Annotated in this window: 10 protein-coding genes and 1 pseudogene; 3 read left to right on the top strand and 8 right to left on the bottom strand. The window is 35.1% G+C overall.

What is annotated here, in order from left to right:
- Window position 1 precedes the first annotated feature (1 nt).
- On the bottom strand, window positions 2–874 hold the full coding sequence (locus tag H527_RS0119940) for a M23 family metallopeptidase (RefSeq protein WP_027414272.1): 873 nt from the start codon (window positions 872–874) through the stop codon (window positions 2–4).
- 297 nt (window positions 875–1,171) lie between these two features.
- Here H527_RS0119940 and H527_RS0119935 point away from each other — a divergent pair, with 297 nt between their 5' ends.
- Window positions 1,172–1,363 (top strand): Sec-independent protein translocase subunit TatA/TatB, encoded by a 192-nt coding sequence (locus H527_RS0119935; protein WP_027414271.1) that lies wholly within the window; start codon window positions 1,172–1,174, stop codon window positions 1,361–1,363.
- Between the two features lie 143 nt (window positions 1,364–1,506).
- Here the strand turns inward: H527_RS0119935 and H527_RS0119930 are convergent, their stop codons facing one another.
- The 4 genes from H527_RS0119930 to H527_RS0119915 form a co-directional block, all read right to left on the bottom strand.
- A complete protein-coding gene (locus H527_RS0119930; protein ID WP_027414270.1) occupies window positions 1,507–3,633 on the bottom strand; it encodes a Tex family protein in 2,127 nt (708 codons plus the stop codon).
- A 214-nt stretch (window positions 3,634–3,847) separates the two neighbouring features.
- Complete coding sequence (locus tag H527_RS0119925; protein WP_027414269.1) at window positions 3,848–4,840, bottom strand: DUF4837 family protein; 993 nt, start codon at window positions 4,838–4,840, stop codon at window positions 3,848–3,850.
- A 19-nt stretch (window positions 4,841–4,859) separates the two neighbouring features.
- Window positions 4,860–6,422: a LysM peptidoglycan-binding domain-containing protein gene (locus H527_RS0119920; protein WP_051316882.1), complete on the bottom strand. Its 1,563-nt coding sequence runs from the start codon at window positions 6,420–6,422 to the stop codon at window positions 4,860–4,862.
- A gap of 201 nt (window positions 6,423–6,623) precedes the next feature.
- Entirely contained in the window at window positions 6,624–7,808 is a 1,185-nt protein-coding gene (locus H527_RS0119915) for a phosphoglycerate kinase (RefSeq protein ID WP_027414267.1), read from the bottom strand.
- A 247-nt stretch (window positions 7,809–8,055) separates the two neighbouring features.
- On the opposite strand from H527_RS0119915, the gene H527_RS0119910 reads away from it, so the two are divergent.
- Complete coding sequence (locus H527_RS0119910; RefSeq protein WP_027414266.1) at window positions 8,056–9,207, top strand: DNA polymerase III subunit; 1,152 nt, start codon at window positions 8,056–8,058, stop codon at window positions 9,205–9,207.
- 113 nt (window positions 9,208–9,320) lie between these two features.
- Entirely contained in the window at window positions 9,321–9,719 is a 399-nt protein-coding gene (locus tag H527_RS0119905) for a hypothetical protein (protein ID WP_027414265.1), read from the top strand.
- A gap of 66 nt (window positions 9,720–9,785) precedes the next feature.
- Here the strand turns inward: H527_RS0119905 and H527_RS0119900 are convergent, their stop codons facing one another.
- The 3 genes and pseudogenes from H527_RS0119900 to H527_RS0119890 form a co-directional block, all read right to left on the bottom strand.
- Window positions 9,786–10,742, bottom strand: coding sequence for a PorP/SprF family type IX secretion system membrane protein (locus H527_RS0119900; protein WP_027414264.1), 957 nt, complete (start codon window positions 10,740–10,742; stop codon window positions 9,786–9,788).
- Window positions 10,743–10,835: 93 nt separating this feature from the next.
- The gene (locus H527_RS0119895; protein ID WP_162143836.1) at window positions 10,836–25,382 is read right to left on the bottom strand and encodes a T9SS type B sorting domain-containing protein; all 14,547 of its coding nucleotides are present in this window, start codon (window positions 25,380–25,382) and stop codon (window positions 10,836–10,838) included.
- A 47-nt stretch (window positions 25,383–25,429) separates the two neighbouring features.
- A pseudogene (locus tag H527_RS0119890) lies at window positions 25,430–26,362 on the bottom strand (hypothetical protein); the annotation flags it as partial.

Below are 26,362 nucleotides of genomic sequence, written 5' to 3'. Positions count from 1 at the left end.
ATTATTGTTCAAAATCAATAAAGTTAGACGGATCTGTTGGATATCCATCTCTCCATAATTCAAAATGTAAATGAGGACCCGTAGATAACTCTCCTGTAGAACCTACTGTAGCGATTACTTCTCCTGTTTGAACTTGTTCTCCTTGCTGTTTAGATAATGAGGCATTGTGTTTATATACAGTAATTAAATTATTATTATGCTCTAATATAATTACATGACCTGTCTCTGCTGTCCATTCAGAAAAAATAACCGTTCCAGAAGATGCTGCTTTTACTGGAGTATCTTTTGCCACTGCTATATCGACACCATAATGTTTTTCATTTACATTATAACCCGAAGTAATATTACCTTTTACTGGTGGAAATAAAGAAAAGTCAGAGTTTGATTTTTCGCTTTCAAATAAACTATATTTATCTTCTTTTGAAACCTCTTCGCGAAGCTTTATATCTTGTTCTGAAGGTTTAAGATCTACCTCTTCTGGACTAATTTTTTGAGATTGTATTGCCGAATCCACATCAAATTCTACAGTTTTCACATCCCCGATAAGTACTTTTCTTATAGATTTATAATATTCTTGATTAATCGCAATTACCGATTCTAAAGAGTCTGTAGTTGCCGCTAGTCGGGTAGCTCTTAAATTTAGAGAAGTAGAAGAATATCCAGGTATATATTCTCTTAATGGAGTAAAAGCAATTAAAAATATTGTTCCTGCTACAAGAACTATTGAGGTAATAGTAACCATTACAAAAACATTAAGTCTATTAAGTTTAAACGATATTCGCTCTTCAAAAGTATCCTCATTAAGAATTACCAAGCGATACTTATTAAGTAGCTTTTTAGTTATCTTTTTTTGCTCTTTATTCTTTTTTGCCATAGACATCTTCTATAAAGAATGTTCTCAAATCGGTATTATTAATCGCAAATATACGTAATCTACCAATATCAAAAATATAACGTTTTAGATATATAAATCGTCTAAAAAATTTATAAAATCATTCTAAAATGTAATTTTAAAGACCAATTTATTTCTAAAAATCTTGTTTATTTCTTAATTCTTTTTTACAGATCCTTAAATATGCAGCAAATAACACTTCTTTAATGGTTAAAAACTATTTAAATTGTGTCGGTTTCATCATTTCTTACTAACTTTGTATTCTAATAGTTTAAGATCATGATATTATCTAGTATATTTTTAGGAATGATAGGTCCATGGCAAATTGCTCTAATTGTAGGAGCTTTATTACTTTTGTTTGGAGGAAAGAAAATCCCTGAATTAATGAGAGGGCTTGGTAGTGGTATAAAAGAATTTAAAGATGCTACAAAAGAAGATGATGAAGACCCTAAAATAGATGAAAAAAAATAATTTTTGTATTACTACATATTATAAACCCCAACTGTAATCGTTGGGGTTTTTTATTTCTATTTTTTTACCTCATTGAAACAAAAAATATTAGTTTTTTCCAATAAATTTAAACAACTCATACTAATTAATTATATTCCATATCATTAATCAATAAGAGAGAGTTGAATTCTTTTTCTACTCATATCTACCTCCAATACTGTTACCATTAAGTGTTGATGTAATTGTACTACTGCATTAACATCGCTAATAAATTCGTTTGCTAATTTTGAGATATGAATCAAACCACTTTCTTTGACTCCTATATCTACAAAACAACCAAAATTTGTAATATTATTCACGATTCCTGGTAATTTCATTCCTGCTTTTATATCTGCAATAGACTTTACATTAGGATCAAATTCAAAGACAGTTACTTTTTTTCTGGGATCTACCCCTGGTTTTTCGAGCTCCTTAATAATGTCTGTTAATGTAGGAAGTCCAACCTCTTCGGTAATATAACTTTGTAATTTTATTTTTGAAATCGCTTCTTTATTTCCTATTAGTTCACTTATAGGAACCCCAGTGTCTTTAGCCATTTTAGATACCAATTGATATCGTTCTGGGTGTACTGCAGAATTATCCAGTGGGTTTTTAGGGCTCGTAATTCTTAAAAATGCTGCTGCTTGCTCATAAGACTTACCTCCTAATCTTGGTACTTTTTTTAGTTCCTCTCGAGATTTTAATGCTCCATTTTCAGATCTATACGTAACAATATTTTCTGCCAGTTTTTCTCCAATACCTGAAACATAACTTAATAAAGGTACACTAGCAGTATTTACATTAATTCCTACACTATTCACACAACTCATTACTACCGTATCTAACTCGTTTTTAAGTTTAGTTTGATCTACATCATGCTGATATTGCCCTACCCCAATCGCTTTAGGGTCTATTTTTACTAATTCTGCAAGAGGGTCTGCTAATCTTCTTCCTATAGATACCGCACCACGTACAGTAACATCATAGTTAGGAAACTCTGCTCTTGCAATTTTAGATGCAGAATAGACAGAAGCACCACTTTCGTTAACCATGAATACTTGTATTGGTTGTTCGAATGGGATTTTCTTAATAAAGGCTTCTGTTTCTCTAGCAGCTGTTCCATTACCAATACTAATGGCTTCAATTTTATAAGCATTTACCAAGGATCGTATTTTTTTTATAGAAGCTGTAGTTTCTCGCTGTGGTGGATGTGGATAGATATTTTCATTATGTAATAAGTCTCCTTGTTCATCTAAACAAACCACCTTACATCCAGATTTAAAACCTGGGTCTAAGGCTAATATCCTTTTTTGACCTAGTGGAGAGGCCAATAAGAGTTGTTTTAGATTTTGGGCAAAAACATGTATGGCATTATCATCTGCTTTTTCTTTAAATTGGTTTAATATTTCTGTAGAAATTGCAGGAGCTAATAATCGTTTATAAGCATCCGATATTGCTAAAAACAGATGATCTGTGCATGCTTCAACATTAGTTTTTATCATCACACCATCTATAATATCTAACGCATCTTCCTCTGGTACTGCAATTTTTACTCTTACTATTTTTTCATTTTCAGCTCTTAAAATTGCCAATAATCTATGTGATGGACATTTATGTACTGGCTCTTCCCAATCAAAATATTGTTGGTATTTTTGAGCATTTTCGTCTTCCTTTTTGGTTTTTATAACAGTAGAAGCTATTGTTGCTTTTCGTTGATAAAGTCTTCTTAGTCCATTTCTGATTTTCTCATCTTCGTTAATCCATTCTGCAATGATATCTCTTGCTCCTTGTAGTGCTTCTTCTTCAGATGCAACGGTATCATTTAAGTATTTGGATGCAACAAAAAGAACCTCTTCTTCCTTTTGTTGCATAATTATTTTTGCTAAAGGCTCTAAACCCTTTTCTTTTGCTATAGTTGCTTTCGTCTTTTTCTTTTTCTTGTATGGCAGATAAATATCCTCTACTTCTGTAAGAGTCTCTGCTAATAAAATTCTCTTCTTTAACTCTGGAGTCAAAGCATCTTGTTCTTTAATAGCAGCAAGTACACTTTCTTTTCTTTTTTCTAATGCTTCAAAAACTGCTTTATATTTTACAATTTCACCAATCGCTACCTCATCCAGATCTCCTGTCATTTCTTTACGATATCTAGCAATGAAAGGTATTGTAGCCCCATCATTTAAAAGAGAGATAGTTTTAGTAATTTGTTTGTCTGAAACAGGGATCTGTTTCGTTATAAAAGAAATAATACTCATAAAATCAATTTTTAGAATCGATAAATATAATGCCAAATTGAAGACATTATTTTATGAAAAAAAGAAAGTTTTCTACAATTTTATAAAAAGAATAGTTCTTACAATCAGCAAATAGTCTGAGAACAAACTCGTAAGGTATAGTTCTTTTTTTTCGAGGCAAGCCTTTAAGAATTAAATCTTCAAGAAGGTTTACATAGATTACAAAAGAAATGTATTATTCAAAATGTACTGTTTTGATGATAGCTTCTAGCTCAAACATATTGTCTCTTTTGTTTACGGAAGGAGCAAATACAAAGCCTTCTAAAACCATCAATCTATTGTTAACAGCATCCTCTATAACGTAATTCACAAATGGGCCTGCCATAAAACGATCTTTTATTTCCCATGTTCCTTTAGTTTCAAAAGTAAATTTGTTGTCTAATGTAGTCTCATAAATATAGGGAGCATATGCCTCTTCTGTAATAAAATTACCGACTTCAGAGGTTGGTATTTTCACAGTACCTATAGAATCTCTCATTTTTATAATGCTAGAAATAGTGTTTGAATCTTTAGATACAGTACCAATAGGCAGTTCGTATATCATTAGGTTCATACTGCCATGGGGGATATCTTTTCTAATCCAGAAAAATTTGTCTTCTTCTATAGCTACTCTATAGGCAGTTGGGATATTTAATGTTATTCCTAATTTTTCTTGTAATTGAGGAATTTTCTCTAAAGACTTTTTGATTCGTCTTTGTTTTTCTTTTGTTTCTGCAAGTTTATATTTTGAAATAATCGTTTTATAATGCTTATTGATTAAGCTAGAAATTTCATCATCTGTTTCTCCTGTAATTACTGCGCCTACTTGTGGCGTAGCGAATTTATTAGTTAATATAGTGTACTTACTTTTTTCTCCTTTTTTTATCCAAAGAAAAGTTCTGTTTTTTCTTGCTAAACCATAAAATGCTTCTTCTGGCATTTGTCGCATCGAAAACAAAGGTTCTTCTTGAGGTAAACCTGGTACTTCTCCTCCAAAAAATTTGCGGATAGTATCTCCAACACTACTTTTCCATAACTCATTATCCACAACTACAGAAAGTTCGTTTATTTTTCCTACAGAATGTGCCATTGCACCCATAGGTGCTTTGTTTTCATTTTTTTTACTCTGTGTACAACTTATTATACAAAGTAAGCAAATAGCTGTTACTATAAGGGATAGTTTTTTCATAAGGCGATCCTGTTTTCGGTTATGATTTTGAAAGTTTCAATTTCATACCTGGTTTTATACCACTACCACTAATATCGTTCCAATTTTTAAGATTCTCGACAGATACACCTTTAAATTTTTGAGAAATACTCCATAAAGTATCCCCTGTTCTAACGGTATATATTTCAGAACTATTATTTACAACCTTAGTCATTGTTTTGGTTGTTTTTTGCGATTTATTTACAACTGGTCTACGTGCATGAATTGTTAAACGTTGGCCAATTCTAAGATTGTTACTTCGCAAACCATTCCATTTTTTAATTTGGCTTACTCTGACTCCGTATTTTCTAGCAATTTTTCCTAAAAAATCACCACTACGAACTCTATATCGAACTCTATCATTAGCTTCGAAATACTTAGGCAATGGTTTTTCTCGCTTATCAAGTTCTGTCTTGGCTAAGCTGTATATTTGATTTTCGTTTGCTACAAATGGCCCTATTTTATCTAGTGGTAATCGTAATACATAGTCCTCATCTTTAACATATGGAATAATATCTAATTTATAAGAAGGGTTTAAAAACTGTAACTCTTCGATATCTATATTCATGTATTTAGATACTTGATCTAGAGATATCATTTGTTTTACTCGTATTGTATCGGTTTCAAAATAAGCAAACTCTGGTTTTCTAGATTTAAAACCGTGCTTATCTGCATATTCAAAAATATACATTGTAGCTAAAAATGCTGGTAGGTATCCTGCTGTTTCTCTAGGTAAATTATGCCTAATATTCCAATAATTTGTATATCCACCACTACGTCGAATTGCCTTAGTAACGTTACCTGGTCCAGAATTATAGGATGCTAATGCAAGATCCCAGTCTCCAAATACTTTATATAAATTAGCTAAATATTTACATGCCGCTTTAGTTGCCATAATAGGATCCATACGCTCATCTACATAAGAACTCACCTCTAGTCCAAACATTTTTCCAGTACCAAACATAAACTGCCATAATCCTGTAGCCCCAACTCTAGATTTCGCTCTAGGTTTTAATGCGGACTCTACAATAGCCAGATATTTTATTTCTAATGGGATATTTTGATTATCAAGTTCTTGCTCAAAAAGCGGGAAGTAAAATTCGCTAAGCGCCATTAATCGCTCCAAGTGTTTATGTCTGTATTTTAAATATCTTTTTATTACACTTTCTAAAGAAGGATTATACTCTACATTAAAAGGAGTACGTGCATTCAGTTCTTTTAATCTGGCTTTTAAGGTATCTGTAGGAAGATCTACATACTCTATCGGTTCATACTTTAGAGTTGTTACAGAGTTATAAATAGTATCATATAAATCAGAATTATACAATTCTTGTTTCCATAGAGAATCGAATTGTGACATTCTTGGATGATCTTTTACCACATATGTTACACTATCTTTTATACTAGTAGGTGTTATTGTTATAGCTTGTAACTCTCCTTTTATTTTAATCGCCTTAGTTGTGTCTTTTACAACCTTATGTTGTTTAGAATCAATTTGTTCTTGTCCGGTTAAAGAAATAGATAAAAATAGGAAAGAAAATAAAAATATATGGTATTTATTCATTGTACAAATTCGTTTGGTGAAATTGTTTAAAATTTATATTTATTTGATAATTTGTGTTGTTTTTAACATGTTATCAACAACACAATAGCGAAAATCGTGTTTTTTTTCTAAATCACAAAAAACCAATGCGTTAAAAACATTAAAAAAACCGGTAAAAAACCGGTTTTATATATATTTAAAATATGTATTTTCTTACAAAATTTATTCTATTGCTGCAATTCCTGGCAATGTTTTACCTTCAAGGCTTTCTAGCATTGCCCCTCCTCCAGTAGAAACATAACTAACTTTATCTCCAAAACCAAACTGCTTTACCGCTGCTACAGAGTCTCCTCCTCCTACTAATGAAAATGCTCCGTTATCTGTTGATTCTGCAATAGAGTTTCCAAGAGCTATGGTGCCTTTAGCAAAATTTTCCATTTCAAAAACTCCAAGAGGTCCATTCCATAATATTGTTTTAGATTGTAAAACTACTTCATGAAATATCTTTATAGTTTCGGGTCCTACATCTAATCCTTGCCAACCATTAGGAATCATGTTTACATCCATCACATCTGTATTTGCATCATTGCTAAAAGCATCTGCTCCTATCACATCTACAGGAAGATGAACTTGTACTCCTTTTTCTTTTGCTTTTCTTAAAATTTCTAACGCTAACTCTTGTTTATCATCTTCACAAATTGAGTCTCCTATTTGCCCTCCTTGTGCTTTAATAAAAGTATATGTCATTCCTCCTCCAATAATTAAGTGATCTATTTTATCTAAAATATTTTCGATAATCGTGATCTTTGAGGATACTTTTGATCCTCCTAATATGGCGGTAACTGGTTTTTCTCCACTTTTTAAAATTTTATCGATACTTTCTATTTCTTTTGCTAATAAACTACCAAAACATTTATTATCTGTAAAAAACTGTGCTACAATGGTCGTAGAAGCATGTGCCCTATGTGCTGTACCAAAAGCATCATTAACATAAATATCTCCTAATTTTGATAATTGTTCAGCAAAAATAACATCTCCACTAGTTTCTTCTGGGTGAAACCTTAAATTTTCTAATAATAAAACTTCTCCTGGATTTATAGTTGCAACTGCATCTTCTGCATCTTTTCCTACGCAATTTGCTATATATTTAACTTGTACTCCAAGAATATATGAAACTCTATTTACTATATGTTTTAACGAAAATTCTTCTTCTACCCCTTTTGGTCTTCCTAAGTGAGACATTAAAATAGCACTACCTCCATCTTCCAAAATTTTTATTATAGTTGGTTTGGCAGCTTGTATTCTAGTATCATCTGTTACTTCAAATTTTTCGTTTAAAGGAACATTAAAATCTACTCGTATTAATGCTTTTTTATTTTCGAAATTAAAATCGTGGATTGTCTTCATCTTAATGGATTGGTTTTTCATTAACGAAAATAATTCTATTTCATCAAAAAAAGTTAAATCTAAAAGAAAAATTACTTCGAAATCAGAGCAAATTTTCACTTTTATTGAATTTTTATAAAAAGTCCTTCTTCAATAAAAAAATCTTATCTTATTTATGATTTTATCTCTTTTCACTAAATAGTATTTTTTACAATTATAAATTTACGAATCCTATACTACACATCGTTCTTCTTTTTATATTTGTCTTATGCTTTTTTCTGACATATTAGGACTTACACATATTAAAAGTTATTTGACCACAAGTGCTAACCGCAACAGGATTCCTCATGCGCAACTTTTTGTAGGCGCAAATGGTAGTGGAACTCTACCTATGGCTATAGCATATGCACAATATGTGCTTTGTAAAAACCAAAATAGCGAAAATACAGAAGGTAATCACTCCTGCAATATTAAATTCGATCATCTTGCACATCCTGACTTACATTTTGTATACCCTGTAGCTGTAAATGATAAAGTAAAAAAACATCCTACATCTGATCATTTTGCAGAAGAATGGAGAAAATTTGTTAGAGAAAATCCTTATGGTAGTATTTTTGATTGGTATCTTTCTCTAGGAGTTGAAAATAAACAAGGGCAAATTGGAGTAGATGAAGCATTAGAAATTGTAAAGAAGCTTTCGCTTAAAAGTTATGAAGGTGGATATAAAATAATGCTAATCTGGATGGCAGATAAAATGAATACTGCTGCCTCTAATAAATTACTTAAATTAATTGAAGAGCCTCCTGCTAAAACTATTTTTATACTTATAACCGAAGATGAAGAGCAGCTTATACAAACTATTAGATCGAGGTGTCAGGTTTTACATTTCCCCCCATTAGGAGAGCAGGTAATAAAAGAAGCCCTTCAGAAAAAAGAAAACCTATCGGATAGCGAAGCTTTAAAAATAGCGCATCAGGCAAATGGAGATTACAGTAAAGCTTTACATCTATTACATCACGATGGCGGTGACGACCAATTTGAAGAATGGTTCATACAATGGGTACGCACTGCTTTTAAAGCTAAAGGAAATAAATCTGCTATAAATGATTTAATTTTCTGGAGTGAATCTATCGCTTCTACAGGAAGAGAAACGCAAAAAAAATTTTTAAATTATTGTTTAGATTTTTTTAGACAGGCAATGTTACTTAATTATGGTGCTAAAGATTTAGTTTTTTTAGAGCCTAGCACCAAGGGCTTTAAATTAGAAAATTTTGCACCTTTTATTCATGGGGCTAATATTATGGACATTTGTAATGAATTGCAGGATGCAACATATCATATAGAACGAAATGGTAATGCAAAAATAATTCTTACAGATCTATCCATAAAATTAACTCGACTTCTTCATAAAAAAAATTAACTGCGCCTGTATTTTATTAAGGTATATTATACTTTCTGAGTTTTATTAAACACAAATTTGATATTTTGTTTTAAAAATCTTGTTCTATATTTGATCTACTAAACTACTCACACATGGATAACTTTATAAATAATATTGTTTCAATAACCATTTTATTATTTCTCCTTATTACATTTTTGCAATCTGGAATAGATAAAATAACCGATTGGAAAGGAAACTTAAGTTGGTTAAAAGAGCATTTTGCAAAGACTTTTATGGGCAATGCAGTTCCTTTGCTATTGGCTGTTGTTTTAATTATTGAAATGATTACAGCTATATGCTGTGTTATAGGAGTATATACCCTTATTGCAAATAACGATGTCTTTTTTGGGGTTTTAGCTATGTTTTTAGCTTGTATTACACTTTTAATGTTGCTATTTGGGCAAAGAGTAGCAAAAGATTATCCTGGAGCTTTAACGATTACCTGTTACTTTATAGTTTCCATTTTTGGATTATATGTGATTTCGTTATAGAATCATTAAGATAATTAAACAATAAAAGCGCCAAAAGGCGCTTTTATTGTTTAATTATCTATTATCTTAATACGTACATCCACATTTACTTTGTCTACATCCAAAATCAAATCCTAATGTAATCATATGAGATCCTGCAGCTGTTGTTGGTTGTAATACCTCATTAACATTAACTTGATATCCATAAGCCACATAAAAATTAGCTTTTTTAATTCCTACCATGGGAGATACCGATAAAGGTTTAAAATCTTGATCTACCAAAGATCGAAGACTAATCCCTGCCCAATAATAATCTCCTCTATGCATTTTGCGTACTTTTAAGTTAAGATCTGTCGTAGAACGACCATCTCCAGCAAAATTTTGATATAGTACAGATGGTTCTACTTCTATATCGCTAAATTTATGATAAAACGTATATCCTGAATATAAATAGTAATTCTGTATTTGAGAAGGCTCTGTAGGATTAAAATCATCTATCTGTTTCTGTAATAAATTTACCGCGTTCGCACTTAAAAAGAATCTTCCCAATCGATATAATAATCCTATATCAAAATTAGAATCATTTACACTTATATCTGCTAATCCTGGATTAAATGGGTTATCTGGATCTCCATTATTAAACTCAGAAGTATCAATACCAAACTGGGTAAACTTATAACTAATACCAAAAGAAAGGTATTGATTATCGTATTCGCTTAATGTTAAATGGTGCGCAAAAGATAATTGAATACCTTTTTGTGTGGTAAAACCATTTTGGTCATTAAAAAGAATTGCACCTACTCCAGAACGGTCAGATATCCTACCATCTATAGATAAAGATTGTGTTCCTGGGGAATCTTCTATACTCACCCATTGTTCAAAACCAGAACCTCTGATCTGCCAGCAATCTCCAATACCTGCATACGCAGAGGATATCAAATACGGGTTATCTGCTATATATTGATTTTGTACAGGTGCAAAAAACTCCTGTGCAAAAGTGCAATAGGTTGCAAATAGACTAAATATTACAATATACTTCTTCATCTAACATTAAAAATTACAGATCATTAACTATTTCTCTTTCTATATCTTATGGTTTTGCCCATATAGTTTATAACTCACCCAGACTATTAAATATTATCTATATAATGTAAAGTGACCTGTAAACTCTCTGTTGTCTATATCATTAAGGATAATGGTATACCAATAATCTCCAGATGGAAGTTGTTTTCCTTGGTAAAGTCCATCCCAACCCTGTTGGTCTCCTTTAAATTCTGCCAACATTCTACCATACCTGTCAAATACCATTACTTCCATATTTTCAAAGAAGAAAGGATCATCTAAGTTAGGGGTGATTTGTCTTGGATACCAGAATCTTTCTTCTATACTAGTATTTGGGCTATCTGGTGTGAAATAATTTGGAATACGAATATTAATATATGTGATATTCTGTACTGTTAAAACTTCACAACCATCTGCATCTACAACTCTTAATACATAATCAGCAGTTTCTCGTATAGTAAAAATATTACCGTCTAACTCTGTAAAGTCTGATGGTACTAGTTCTTCTAGAGTTGTGCCTTCTTCCAAAATTGTAAACGAGAAAGAATAAAAAGGTTCTCTATCAAATCTTCTTCCTCCAGAAGCTATAATCTGATACTCATTAGGATCTTGTGAATTACCTGTCATCTGAGCAACTGGTATTGCTAGCGGAGTGTAATCAAAGATTTCAATCGTATCTACCGTTCTTGTACATCCTTGGAACTCCATAACTCCTTCATATTCTCCTGGAACTACTTCAAAAATACCTGTTAAATTAGAGTTATTAGCAGGATTAGGAGTACCATTGACACCATTTAGGGTATAGATTATACCTAAATCTCTGGATTCATCGATAATACTAAACTCTACAAAATACTGCTCTTCTCTTGTCATTATCGGGTTTCTAGGATCTGTATAATCATATACAGGACATACCAATCTTGGTATTAAAGTAGCTCCTAGATTAACTCCAGATTCAATTTCGATATTAAATGCTCCTTGACAATTTGCATTATTTTGAGAATCTCTAATAAATAATGTAGTAGTTCCTCCTGGAAGGTTATCAATAAATAAGTTAGCAGGATCTAATACTGGCTGATAATTTACTCCATCAATACTCCAGAAATAACTTGGATCTGCAGGGTTAGCTGGTGGTAATCCTCCTGTTATAGATACGTTTGCTGTACCATTCATATCTCCTGCACAATCTTCTGGAGTTGTTGCTGTTATAGTAGCTACAATCGCTTCTGGTTCTATAATAATAATATCTGTTACTTCTCTTGGACATCCATTATTGTCTTCTACCTCTACTCTATAGGTGTCTGCAGGAAGATCTATAAATGTATGTTCCGCGGTTATGCCATCTATATCATCTTCTAAGAAAGTGTACACCGCATTACCTGCACTATTATACAACGAATAAAAATATGGTGCGGTACCTCCTGGTGAACCTGGAGGAGTAATTACTTCAACAAATACACGGATACTACCATCTGTATCTCCATTACATGAAATAGGTGTTTCTACTACATCTATTATAAATTCTAACGGTTGCGTAATTGTAAATGGAGTAACACTATCTACACAATCCCCACTAGTTACAGTATATGTATAATTACCAGCTAATAAGTCTCCAAAGAAACTAGTGGTTTGTGGACCAATAGTAACCACTCCTCCTAAATAATCTGTTCCTGCAATACTATACATATAGTTACCTAATCCTCCTGTTGCAACTGCATCAATCGAGCCTGTAGGTTGACTAAAACATATAATTGATGTATTATTCAAATCTAATGTTACCACAAAAGGCTCTGGATCTCTAACCTGAACTCTAGTAGAAGCTGGAGATTCACATAGGTTACTATCTCTTACATAAAAATCATAGTCTCCTTCAGGTAAATTTAAGAAGGTATCGCTTACTTGCCATGTTATAGTAACTCCATTATCACTACTAACCCCAAATTCGTATCCTACTAAAGTTCCTCCTCCAGGAATCACTTGAATGTTATTAGGGTTTGCTGTAAGACAGCTTACACCTGTAGGGTTAATATCTATAGTTACTGCTGGTGGTGCATCAATAATTACTGGATTTTGATCGATTTCACAATTAAGGTTATCTGAAACTGTAACTATATAATTTCCTGGTTTAAGGTCCTCCCATCTATACGTATCTGTAGTGCTAGACAAACGTCCGGATTGTGATCCATCAGGGAAGGTTAACATAAAGAAATACGTTCCTGCTCCTTGACCTCCTGTAGCAGTTGCTACAATTACACCATCTTCACTATCTGCACAAGCCAATATAGTTGGTGCAATAGGATCTAATCCTATTGGTGCAGGTGGTTGGATATTTATATTTCCTGTAGCCTCACAGTTATTCGCATCTCTAACTCTAACCACATAATCTAGTCCTGCTGGAGCAACTCCTGCATCTAGTCCAAGTCCTCCAAATCTTGGATCTGTACCAAAAGGCACTAAGATAGCTCCACCTGAAGTTTCTAACTGATATTGGAATGCACCTGTACCTCCTGCTGCAACAGCTTCTACCGTTGCATCATCACCAGGATTACATGTTTCATCTTGTATTTGATTTACAGTAACTAGTATAGGTGTTGGTTGGTTGATTGTAGTTGTATTAGAAACTTCATCACAGAAAGGCGTATCTAATGCCTCTACTGATACTTGGTAAGTACCTCCGGATAATGACCCTATAGTTAATGGATTCGTAGTAGTATTAGCAGCAGTGCTAGGTACTACCACAGCTCCTGTACCCGTATTTGTTACTGTATAATTATATGCTCCTGTATACCCTCCAATATTCAATGATAACTCTCCTGTAGTAGCTCCTGCACACAATACATCTGTAAGTGTAGTAAGCGCAACAGTAATATCATCAAATGCTGCTATCGTATATTCTGAGGTTTCTATAAAACATCCTGTACCCTGATCAGTAATTTTAAACTTATAATTTCCAATACTTGGTAATGCAAAAGTAGCTGTAGTCTGTACTCCTACAGGAGGGTCTACATTACCTGTTCCTGCAACCACTCCTAACTGAGAAGGAACTGGCGGTGTACCACTTCCACTTATTTCTACAAAATCAAATGGACCTGTACCTCCTGTTATAGAAACAATAACCGTTTCTGGATTATCACATGAAATAAATCCTGCATTAACTGCTGCTGTATCTCTAGTCACTGTAGGATCTGTCATAATCGGGAACGCCGGAACTATAACATCAAAATTGGCAAATGCACAATTATTATTATCGGTAACTGTAAAGGTGTAGGTTCCTGCAACTGTAGCAGTAACATTATACTGTACTCCCGCAGTTCCTCCATCTGCATCTGCAACATCTGTCTCTGATCCAGTAGCTGCTCCTGTATAAGAAACATCATAATCAGGTGTGCCATCTGTAATAGTTAATGTAATTATAGGGAACACCTCTACGTTAGACGTACTACAACCATATGCCGTTTGGCTTGGAACCACATCAAGTGCTGCTGTAGGACCACCAACTATTACCTGAATCGCTGGCGTGTTAGAACAACCTTTATCAGAAACAACTACAATATCATATGTTCCTGCTGGTAAGTTTTCAAATAATGGGTCTAATTGTAAAGGTCTTGTTTCAGGGCCTGCTACAATTTGATATTGATACGGTGTATCAACATCTGCTGCAGGATCCAAACTTACCAAAATGGTACCATCATTCCCTCCAAAACAGGAAACTGGTGTAGGTGCACCCGATGGAATTGGATCTAAGAACGTAGGTACTGTTATATCAAAGTTTGCTGGGCATCCTGGTGCAAGACCAATAGCACTATCTATAACTTCTACTCGATAATCTCCTGGGAAAATACCATCTGTACCTGCAACGGTACTACTAAAAGTAATTTGGTCTGCGCCCGGACCTGGTGTCTGTGTAACTCCTGATACGGTTATGCCTGTACCAGCATCTACTAAATCAAAAGTAAAGTTTCCTGGATTCGCCGTAATATCTGAACCTCCACTTACTGTAGCTACAATGGTAGCATCATTATCACGACAGGTAGGCACTGTCATTGTAGCTATTACTAACAATTCTGGATATACTGTAATATCTTGCGAAGCAGATGGGCAACCATTTTCGTCATATACAAACACTCTATATCTACCTGGTGCAGTAACTGTAAACTGGTGTGTATTATTATTTACATTTCCTGGCACTTGTGGACCAACCGCTGCAACAGGTGCTACCGTATTTAATTGGTAGGTTAAAGCTCCTGTTCCTGGTGCAGGTACATTGCTTGTTGCAGTAACTGTAAATGTATAGTTATTATCAAAGTCACAAGCATCATCTACAAATTCAGGTATTAGATCTAAAGTAGGTGGTGCAGTAACTGGTGGTATTGCAATTTGTCTTGGGGTTATACAACCATTAGCGTCTTGCACGTAGATTACCCAATCCAAACTTGTTACTGGATCTAAACTAAATGTATCACTTAGCGGAAATACTCCAGGAGTAACTGGTGCTGGTCCAGGAACTAAAGTTCCTGCTTCTGCCGCATAATTATATGGCCCAACTCCTCCACTGGCATCCATTGTTACCACAGATAATCCATTATTACAATCCGGAGTACTTATGCTTAAAGCATCTAATGTTAATGCATCTGGTTCTGATATCGTTACAATGTTTGTAGTAGCATCACACAAAGGTGTTTGTGTTGCCGTTACTACCACTACTACCTCTCCTGCTTCCAAACCTGTAATAGTAAGTGGTCCTGATCCAACATCTCCTGTACCATTGGTAATAGTACCTGTAGTAGTATTGGTTACTTGATAATCATATGTTCCTGGTGCTACTGGTGCCACTGGGTATCCAGTTACTGTTAAAATAATCTCTCCTGTAGCATCTCCAGCACAAGCAACGTTTACTGAAGGAGTAATAGTAGCTTCAATAGTATCGTATTCTGGAACATCAAACGGTAATGTTTGGATTGTGCATCCTGTAGCGGTATCTGTGATTTCAAATACATAATTCCCTACGCCAGGTAAATTAAATGTTGCAGTAGTTTGAACACCTGGTGCTGCAGTATCTCCTGTTCCTGCTACAATTCCTGTTTGAGTTGTAACAGCTCCACTAGTTTCTGCAAAATCAAATGGTCCTGTACCTCCTGTTATAGAAACTGTAACTTGTTGAACATTAGTAACACAATCTATAGGGGTACCTGGAGTTACTGTAGGATCACTCATTACAGGTAATGGAGCGACATTTACAGGTGGCAATATAACCGGACAATTATTAGAATCAAAAACAGTAATATTATATGCGCCATCTACTGGTGCATCAATAAGCAACGCTGTTGCTGGTGGTGCTGGTATTGGTGTTGGCACAGGTATTCTTGTTCGTACCACTCCATCTGGTTGAGTAACTGTTACAAAATAATCTGGCCCCGTACCTGTTGTAGCATCAATAGTAATAGCAATCGTTCCTGGGCTTGTTGTATTACCAGCTCCACAAGTTAATGGGTCTTGAGGTGTTCCTGTTGCAATAACTACCGTTGGATCACCTATAGTATAGTCCTGATCGTCTGTACATAATACCGATAGAGATACGTTTGCTTCTGTAGCTGTAACTCGAACAGTATAAGTACCTGCTGCAAGACCTGTAAATTGTGGGCTTGTTTGTAGTGGTCTAGTTGCTGGTCCTGCTGTAATTTCATATTGATATGTAGCGGTAGCATCTTCTGTAGCTGGATCCAAAACTGCATTAATCACACCATCGGCATCTCCATTACAAGTTACACTTGTAGGAGGTTGCGCTAATAAAATAGGTAGCGTAGGTGCCTCTATACTTACTGGTCCTGTAAATGGACATCCTGGTGCTGGCCCTCTGCCATCGTCTGTAACTTCTACAATATAACTACCAGGAGCAACTCCTGTAAATATTCCTGTTGCAGCTCCTGTTGTATTTCCTGTTGGTGTACCCCCAGAATCTTGTAATATATAGCTTAATGTTCCTGCTGCTGCAGGAGAAGTACCACTTAGTGTCGTAGTAATTACTCCTGTAGGGTTAAGACAATCTGGTGCCGTTGTAAATTCTGCAACAATTTCTAAAGGATCATATACCTCTATACTATCTGTATTTGTACATCCTGTTTCATCTGTAATGGTAATAGTATATGTTCCTGCAGAAGATACGGTAAATACATGATTAAAATTATCTATGCTTCCCGTTACAGCAGTACCACCATTAAGTTGGTACGTTAATGTACCTAAACCAGTACCTACAACCTGAAAAGTATAATTATTATCATAAATACATGGGTCATCCACAAAGGGTGGTGCCGTTACTGTAGGTAATGGATTCACTACTGTAGTAACTGTAATCGGACCAAATGTACACTCATTAGCATCTACAACAAATATATGTTGTACTTGTCCATTTGTATTTCCTAAATCAATCACATTATTAGTAAATGGAAAATCTGCAAATACCGTTGGTGTTGTTATAGGAGATCCGCCTCCGTCATCTGCTATTAGCGCATATTGATATCCATCTGCCGTTGGAGGAATGCTGAATAATGTTCCTCCGTTAGTACTAATAACTACTTGTGCATTGGTACCACAGCTATTAGCTGGAGTTGGAGTACCTGCTGTTGCCGTTACCGCAGTAGGTTCTGTAATTGTAAACTCGGCTGAAAGTCCTGGACATAAAGTACCTAGGTCTTCTGTAACTCTTACTATATAAGTTCCTTGTGCCAATGTACCAACAGGACCAATGCTTACTGGTGCTGGGTTACCCGTTGCTGGAACTGATCCTGGTGATGTTTCTACCACAACACCATTAAAGGCGTTTAAAATCTCCCATGTAAATGATTGAGTTCCTCCATTAGAATCATAAGCACTTACTTCAAAAGTTACTTGACCATTATCCGCATCTTTACAAGTGGATGGTGTCACACTGGTAATAGTTACTATAGGCTCACTAGGTGGTGTAGGTGTAAACTGTTCCTGATATGTACACTGTGTTGCTAAATCTGTAGCCAATATAGTGTATACTACCCCATACGCCAAACCATTATATGTAGTGGTTCTTATTGGTAATGGTGTTGCAGCTCCGTCATCTCCTAAGTTTCTTACAGATCCTGGATCACCAATAATTTCTACTCTAAAACCAGGAACTGTTCTTGGTGGACCTGGATCTATCCCAGAACCTTGTATAATGTCAACTTGTAAATCAAAACCTCCTGCACATGTGCCATTTACAGTTGTTGGAACAAAAGAAAGTGAATCAATTTCATTTTCAATTTGATAAGATCCAACTAATGTAAGACAACCATTCGTATCTACTACTTCAATAGTATAAAACCCAAAGACTAAACCGTCAAAAAATACTTGATCAGCACTCGGAAAAGAAACTGGTACTGGTGGGGCTATCACCGAACCATCTCGAGTTAAAATATAAGTATAACTTGCTGCATCGGCTGCAGGAGTACCTCCAGCCAAAGTAAGTAATATAGAACCTGGAGTGTTACCACCACCAATAGTACCACTACACCTAATAGGTGTTAAAAGCTCTGTGGCAGTTATAGGGTCTGGTTGATTGATAATCACACTTCCTGTAGTAAGACATCCTCGGCTACTTCTAACTGTAAAATCATACGTATTAGCAGTTAGATTAGGAAAACTTATTTGAGTCCCTGTTATGGTCACAAACGTTCCTGTATTTTGAAAATCTATCTCATAAGGGGTTTCGGTACCTGTAACATTCACTACAGCCGTTCCTGTATCCCCATCACAATCCAAATCTACTGTTGGCGCAGTTATCGTTGGTGCATCTGGATCTGTTACTGTAAATGGAGTTGTAGTAAACGCACATCCTCTATCATCTGTAACTCTAAATACATAAGATCCCGCACCAGAAGTAGCTGTATAATTTGCAAATGGAGCAATCCCATTTGTTATATGATCTGTAAATGCTCCACTATTAAAAGAAACTGCTATATCAAAAGGTGTATAGCCCCCATTAACTACAAATGAAAATTCTGCATCTACAGGGTTACCTAGTGCATCACATGTAATATCAGCAACTGGAGTAGCAATTAACTCTACAGCAGGAGCTATGGTTTGGGTTGGTAATACTACAGGACAGCCGTTACTGTCTGTAATTGTAATTATATAATCTCCTGGTATAGTAAGGTTTGGCGTTGTAGTAAAAGTTGTTGCAGCACCGACATTAGTATCTGGAATAACTACCACGCCACTTCTGGTTACATTATATATGTAATCTGGAGTACCTGAATTTGTAGCATCAATATCTATGGTAAAACTCACCGCTCCATCATCTAAACAGAAATCAGAACCAGTATTAACCGTAGCATTTAGTTGATCTAATTGATTTATATTTAATGTTTGAGGTGCTGATGGGCAACCAGCTCCATCTGTAACAACAATCTGATATCCTAAAGCATTTGGAACATTGTTATACGGTTGGTTTACAGGTCTGCTAGGACCTACTGCAGTTCCACCAGAATCACTCAAAACATAAGTGTATCCAGCTCCGCTACCTCCTGCTACACCACTAATTGTCACTGTATTTGTATCCGCAGCACAATCTTGATCTACTGGATCTATAGTAAATGTAATAGGATCTGGTTGTGTAATGGTGACTGTAGTAGTAGCTTGACAATTAGGTGGTGAACCTCCTGCAAGATTTGAATCTGTTACAGTAATCGTATAAACTCCTGCCTCTAATGAACCAACAGCTACTGGTGTAACTCCTGTTCCTGAACCTGAAGGTACTGCAATTGGACCAGTAATTGTATATGTAAAGTTAGCACTATTACCAACCGTAAATGAAAGTGAACCATCACTACCTGCAATACACGTTGTTGGACTGGTCTCGACTGCGTTAGTAATTTGTATCTCAGGAACCAGTTCTTGTCTATAATCTTCACTGTAGGTGCATTGGCTATCCCCTCTTGTCGCAGTAAAAGTATAAGTTACATCTCTGTTTAATACAAATACTCCTGTAGTAGCATCACCAGATACTGGTGCCGGAACCACACTATACGTATATGTCGGACCAACAGGAGCAGCCGTTGCTGTTACCTCATAGGTTTGTACAGAACAATCAGATGTTCCTAATACAAAAGTAATATCATCTACTTCTAAAAGTGGATCTATAGTAATTGGGAAAGACTGCACACAATCATCGGTAGCCTCATTTCTAATATACAGAGTATAAGATCCTGCAGTTGCAAAATCTATCTCAAAAGGAATTGCTGCCACTGCTGTAAAAGGACCTGCAGCATTCAAACTCCATTCGTAAGTTCCTGAACCTCCTGTAATAGCCGTTACTTGTGCTTGAGCACCTGGAGTAGCTGTACAACTTAATAGTCTAAAATCATCGTTTATTGTAGCTGCAATTGTGGCTGGAGGAGCTAATGATATTGGACCTAATGCCAAATCACAATTAAACCTATCCCGTATTACTACATTATGTGGCACTGTTGCATCTACGCCATTAAATGTATGAGAAACATTACTTGTTGGACCAAAAGTTATGGTTCCATCTAGAATATAAGTAAATGGTCCTTCTCCCGCAGTAGTATTTACTGTAATACCACCATTATCTGTCGGACATGCAGGATCTATTGGAACAAGATTTCCTGTTAATGCTTCGTATGGGTTTATAGTTATAGTATTAGATACTGCTGTACAACTTAAACCATCTTCAACTTCTATCTGATAAGTTCCCGGAGTAGTTATTCCAGTTATAGGAGAAGTTATTCCACTCTGTGGAGCTGGTCCCAATAAATTAAAAGTATAAGATCCATCTCCTCCAGTTGCAGTAAAAGATATTTCTGCTCCCGAATTACAATCTATATCTTTATCCAGATTAGCTGTTATAATTAATTCTGGATTAATAGTAAAATTAATCGTATTGGATGGACACACACTTACTGTATTAATAACACTTATTGTATGTGCTCCTGGAGTAAGGTTAGGAATCTCAAATGTATTTGCAGGTGCTGGTGCACTTAAAAAGGTAACCGCTACTGGTGCGCCTCCATCTAAACTATACGTAAATGGTCCAATAGGAGCAGCTACACCTGGAGTTATCGTAATCCATTGTGTTGCACGATTAATTGGGTCGTAACAAGCATCTCCTCCTGTTGCAAGTACAATTACAGGTGCCAATTCTTCTCCAACAATTGCTTGTATATTTTCCTCACATGCAGCAAGTGTATTCCCATCTCTAACAAAAACAGTATAAGTGCCTGGTGCTAGACCAGTAAATGAATTAGTTCCTTGATAGGCAACAATAGCTGGTAATGTACCCGCAGCATTTCTTAATTCATATTGATAACCTCCTCTACCTCCATTAGCAGTAACGGTAATGGTACCATCATTAATACCACAACCCGCAGGAGTGGTTGTAGGTGGATCTATCGTTAAATCTGCAGGGTCTGTAATTATTACCTGCGTTGTCGCTGTACAAAGTGTCGTATCATCTGTAACTACAATATCATAAGTACCTGCTCCGATACCTGGTATGGATACTGGAACAGTGGTAAGAGTATTTCCTGTAAGAGAACCTGCAATGGTTCCTCCACTTACATCGTAACTATACGTAGTAGATGTTAAATCAATACCAGTAACAGTAAAGGTAAATGAAGCATCAGGATCTGTGTCACAAGTAGGCTCTGCTGTAATACTTGCAGAAACCGAAATAGCATCTATGGCATCAATAGTATATCTTTCTGAATATACACATGCATTTGATGCTCCTCCGTTTCTTAGTATTCTCGATTCAAAGGTATACGTAGCTCCTGCTGGTATGCCTGTAAATACATTAGAAGCTTGCCATGGTCTAACAATAGGAGCAGTAATTTGATATTCAAAATTTGTAGGGGGTACAGCTCCGTTAGATCCTGTAGCTGTTAATGTAATATCTGATGTAAGTCCTGGACATTGAACTTGTGTTTGTGCGAAAGTAAGATCTGTAACTACCTGAAGTGGCTCTATTGTTATAGATCCTAAATTAACAGGACAAGCTGCTGTATTCGTATCCCGAATGTATAATGTATAAGTACCATCTGTTAAGCCTGTAAATACTCCTGTAGTATTCGTAAAATCAACACCATCAATACTATATTCATAACTACCGTTTCCTCCTGATGCCCCAGAAACCGTAATCTCTCCTAATATAGCAGGAACACTAGAACCTGTAGCATTACATTGATAATCTTGTGTTAAGGCTATATTGGCAGTAATTGCAGTTGGAGCTGTAAAATTAATTGGTGGTAATTGTAGATCACAACCAAATTGATCTTGAACAGTAACCACATGCGATATAGAGGTATCTACATTATTAAATGTCTCAGAAGTACTAACGGTAGGTCCTATAGTAACTTCGTTTGCTGTTCCCTGATCTAAAATATAAGTAAAAGGACCTTCGCCAGCAGTGATGTTTACTAAAATAGAGCCTGTTCCCGTAGGACATACAGGATCCGTCGGTGCAGCTGTTGCGGCAATCGATGTATAAGGATTTACATCTACACTACCTGCAAAAATAGTACAACTATTATCTAAATCATTAACATAAACAGGATAATTACCCGCAGTAGTCGCTCTAAATTGATAAGTAGTAGCAGTTAACGGTACTAATGTAGTGCCTAAGAAATCTATTTGATTATTAAATGAAAAATTAGTTGAACCTCCTATTACTGTAACCTCATAAATCGCTATAAATTGATCTGGATCATAATCAGCGAGATTAATATCTGGCTGATAATCAGGGTTACAATGTAAATCCTCTACTAATCTTATTGTAGCAGAAAAAGGTGCTATTGCGTTAACTGTTCTGGTAAATACCTCTGAGCAACTACCATCCGCAGATAACACTTGTACTTCATAAGTATCAGGAACTAAACCTGTAAACACATGGCTAGGAATAGTTGTAGGACCCTCAGTATCTGTAAATGCAGTTGTGGTACTGTTAATAATATAGGTATAGTTAATTTGTGAATCTGCAACTGTTATAGAGATTTCACCTCTATCTCCAGGACATGTTGGTGAGGTAGCAGTTACCGTTTCTGTAGCATCTAATTCATCTAAAAATACAGCATCCTGAAAAACACAAGCTGTTGGTAGTCCCCCTTTTTGGCGAACGTTTACTGTATAGTTTCCAACCGCAGTTAGACCAGTAAATTCTGCCAAATCTTGATACGCTATAGTTCCTCCAGAAGGGGTTATTAATTGGTACTCATATTGATTAGACGAATTTTGAACCCGAATCGTTCCTGGGGTGCCACAAATAATTTGTCGTATAACAACAAGATCGGGATCAAAATTATTTTGAAATACATTAAAATAAAAAGGAATTGTACAGTTGCTATCAAACGTAGCCCTTATTCTATATTCTCCTGCTTGTGTAACTGTATAACTACCTATATCTGTACTTACTTGTACCCAATCTCCATTACAAGCTGCATCTATAGTAGGACAATCAGGGTCTCTAACTACAGAAGGACAAGCTGCTGGATCCATACGTTCCCAAACAACAGTGGTGCCTACTGGAAAATTTATAGGTATATTTAGACTAGTGCCTGTACCACACAAAAATATTTCTGGTAATTCTTCTCCTGTTACCGTACATGTACGTAAATTACCGTTTACATTAGGATTCGAATCTAAACCATTTACTATATCTACTACAGGATGCTGTATCGTATTAAAAGCATCGACTTCAAAAGTTTGTTGAGAATCCTGACAAGTAGGTGCTCCAAACTCCGTTACTATATAGGTTCCTGCAACAGTAACTACCAATTCTCTATTAGTCCCAATAATCACTCCTGGATTATTTGCATTAACCCATTCGTATCTTGTAAAACCAGCTCCTGCAGTAAGGGTTAAAGATCCTGTACAAATAAATGCAGGTTGAGTTTCTGTAAAACATATACCATTATTAATCAAAACATTAGAGGAACCTATAATATCTGATTGACAAGCATCCTGATCCAAAATACTTTCTTCTCCTGTTTTTGTAATACCAGACTCTATCCCGGTATAGGTAGAAATGGCGGTATTATTTATTTCATTAGAACAAGCATCTCTTAAATCTGCACAAGTAGCCACAACACTAACTCCAAAACGAACGGTATGAACTCCTCCATTTCGTACTATAAGAGCATCATCAATAGTAATATCAATCTCTCTATTCGTACCATTGGGTGTAGCAACTATACCAGGATTACTTGTAGTAATACTCCCTAAAGTAAAATCTACATTTGCAGGTAAAACATCTAAAATAGAAGCAGCTGTAATAGCTTCATTACCTTGATTTTCTATGGTTAGCTCATAAAATAATTGATCTGCAAAATTTACTGGTTGCCCTGTTATATCTATACCATTAACATCTAATACTCTTTTCTTTACTGTTAGTTCTGGCTCAATAATTTCTATTTGAAAAGAATTGAAAAATACACTATATTTATCTCCAGCTGAAGCTGTTCGAAAATTAGCTGTTGTTTGACTATTCCCAATAATTGTATTTGAAGGGTTGTCAATGTTAAAAATATCAGCATCGAAACCCAAAGTATTTCTAGAAGCTGGGTTTCTTGTGGTTACATATTGACCATTAACAGAAATAGAACTGTCATAAAAATTATTATCAGGATTGGCAGGCGTTGTAAAAATAGGGTGCCAATCATTATCTGGTTTTTGTACCTCAAATTCATCTCCTGAAAAACGCCTATCTCCTTCTAAAGTAGCAATTGCATACCTTGCTCTTACTGGTAGTGGCGCTGGCAAAGTGTTAAAACCAGTATATTGAAAAGGTAAAAGAGGTCCCCCTGGTCTAATTACCAAATACCCATTATTTGTGCTAATAAATTTTGCAGATAGATTAGGATCTTCATAGGCTACTACTAATACCCAACCTCCTGAGATACCATTTGCATTATTTCCTGAATGTCCTGTAGCAGCACGCATATCTCCAACAGTATAGGTGCCATTCGCATTTCCTGTGCCTAATCCTTGTATAATACTAGTAACATCAGCATAACATACATAAGGTATATCATCTGCTGCACGATTGCTTGGGTTTGTAGCGGTATTACGGTATCCATTATAAATAACTTGTGTTTGAGAAGGAGGAATTGTAATATATGAACCTCCAGGAGGTCTAATTTTAATAGTTCTAAAATCAGGTCTATTATCTGGAAGCGGTAGCCCAGTATATTGAACATAATCATTATTATTAGGATTTCGCTGTACAAAATAAGATGCAGACCAATATAATCCAGCATATGCTATTTTTTCACATCCAGAAGTTAAGATAAGGTCTGCGCTACTAGAACTAAATGTGCTTGGATCTCCATCTATATCTATATAACCAAAGATTCTTTGATTATTTGAACATGTACCATTATAATCATCATTTGGAGTATAAACAGGTCCGTAGGATGAAGAACAGTTATTGTCATTACTTAATCTTTGATTTAGTCCTACAATAGCATTACCTATTATTTTAAGTTCTCCATTAATTCTTAAAGTACTATTAGGAACTGAATCAAAGGGAACCTGAGCAAATAGCTGCGTTCCTATCATTAAAAACACTAAAATGATAGTAGATTTAAATCTAAGTTTCATAAGCATCGGGGTGTTTGGGTATTTAGTCGTCATATCTCTTTCTTACATTATTGAATTTTCAATATATAAAGATCTCCATCATACGAATTGTTTACGTTAGAGAATAAGGTTTGCTTAGCCTCATCAAGGCTATCTAATCTCTTAAGATATACGTATATATAGTTGTCTTTTGGGTTCCTGAAATATTGAGGTTCTAATCCTAATGATCGTAACTTCTCCATACCTCTTTCAAAATAATTTTCTCTTTTGAAAATATTAGTAATTAAATAATATCCGTTTTCAATATTATGACCTCCAATATAAGATAAGCTTTCGGTCAATACAGTATCGTCTTTTACTGTGTCTTTAATTAATCGTGTTTCTTGTAATAATTTTTTATAAGACTCCACTCTACTTTTGGCAATATGTAATATCCACATATCTCCAAAATATCTATTATCAATATTATTAAAATACTTTTCTGTCGCCTCATCTTTATTGCTATAGCTTTCTATTGCTACATATTGAAATTGGTTTTCTGGGTTAAGAATAATCTGAGAATCGTTAAATCCAAGATCTTTTAAGGTACCAGTAAACTTATCTGCATATGCTCCTCCTTTAAATACATTACCAATTAAGTAGTATCCTTCTGGATATCCTGGTATAAACTTGGTAGCTATTTGCGCCTCAGGTCTAGATGTTTCCGCAAATTTTACGAACCTGTTTTTTGCAGTTAATTTTTTAGAACTAGCTGGATCAGCTTCTTTTTTAGCTTCTTCTGCATCATTATTCATACTAACAAGAGATTCTAAAAGCTTGCTAAATTCTCGTTTATCTACATTTAAACTTGTATTTAATAAGGAGTCTCTACGAGCAAATATTTTATCTGTAATTCGACTGCTATTATCTAATTCTTTTTTGATTTCTTCTAAACCTTCTTCTTTTACTTCTTTTGCTTTCGCAGCTTCTTGCTCTAATCGCTCTTGCTCAGCTAATCGTGC

The sequence above is a fragment of the Aquimarina muelleri DSM 19832 genome, assembly GCF_000430665.1.
Taxonomy (GTDB): Bacteria; Bacteroidota; Bacteroidia; order Flavobacteriales; family Flavobacteriaceae; genus Aquimarina; species Aquimarina muelleri.
This window is presented reverse-complemented; position numbering and strand designations above follow the sequence as displayed.

Bases quoted from the DNA above. Each gene is read 5' to 3' on its own strand.
- H527_RS0119895 (WP_162143836.1), bottom strand. From the start codon at position 25,382: ATGAAACTTAGATTTAAATCTACTATCATTTTAGTGTTTTTAATGATA.
- H527_RS0119900 (WP_027414264.1), bottom strand. From the start codon at position 10,742: ATGAAGAAGTATATTGTAATATTTAGTCTATTTGCAACCTATTGCACT.
- H527_RS0119910 (WP_027414266.1), top strand. From the start codon at position 8,056: ATGCTTTTTTCTGACATATTAGGACTTACACATATTAAAAGTTATTTG.
- H527_RS0119940 (WP_027414272.1), bottom strand. From the start codon at position 874: ATGGCAAAAAAGAATAAAGAGCAAAAAAAGATAACTAAAAAGCTACTT.
- H527_RS0119930 (WP_027414270.1), bottom strand. From the start codon at position 3,633: ATGAGTATTATTTCTTTTATAACGAAACAGATCCCTGTTTCAGACAAA.
- H527_RS0119935 (WP_027414271.1), top strand. From the start codon at position 1,172: ATGATATTATCTAGTATATTTTTAGGAATGATAGGTCCATGGCAAATT.
- H527_RS0119920 (WP_051316882.1), bottom strand. From the start codon at position 6,422: ATGAATAAATACCATATATTTTTATTTTCTTTCCTATTTTTATCTATT.
- H527_RS0119925 (WP_027414269.1), bottom strand. From the start codon at position 4,840: ATGAAAAAACTATCCCTTATAGTAACAGCTATTTGCTTACTTTGTATA.
- H527_RS0119905 (WP_027414265.1), top strand. From the start codon at position 9,321: ATGGATAACTTTATAAATAATATTGTTTCAATAACCATTTTATTATTT.
- H527_RS0119915 (WP_027414267.1), bottom strand. From the start codon at position 7,808: ATGAAGACAATCCACGATTTTAATTTCGAAAATAAAAAAGCATTAATA.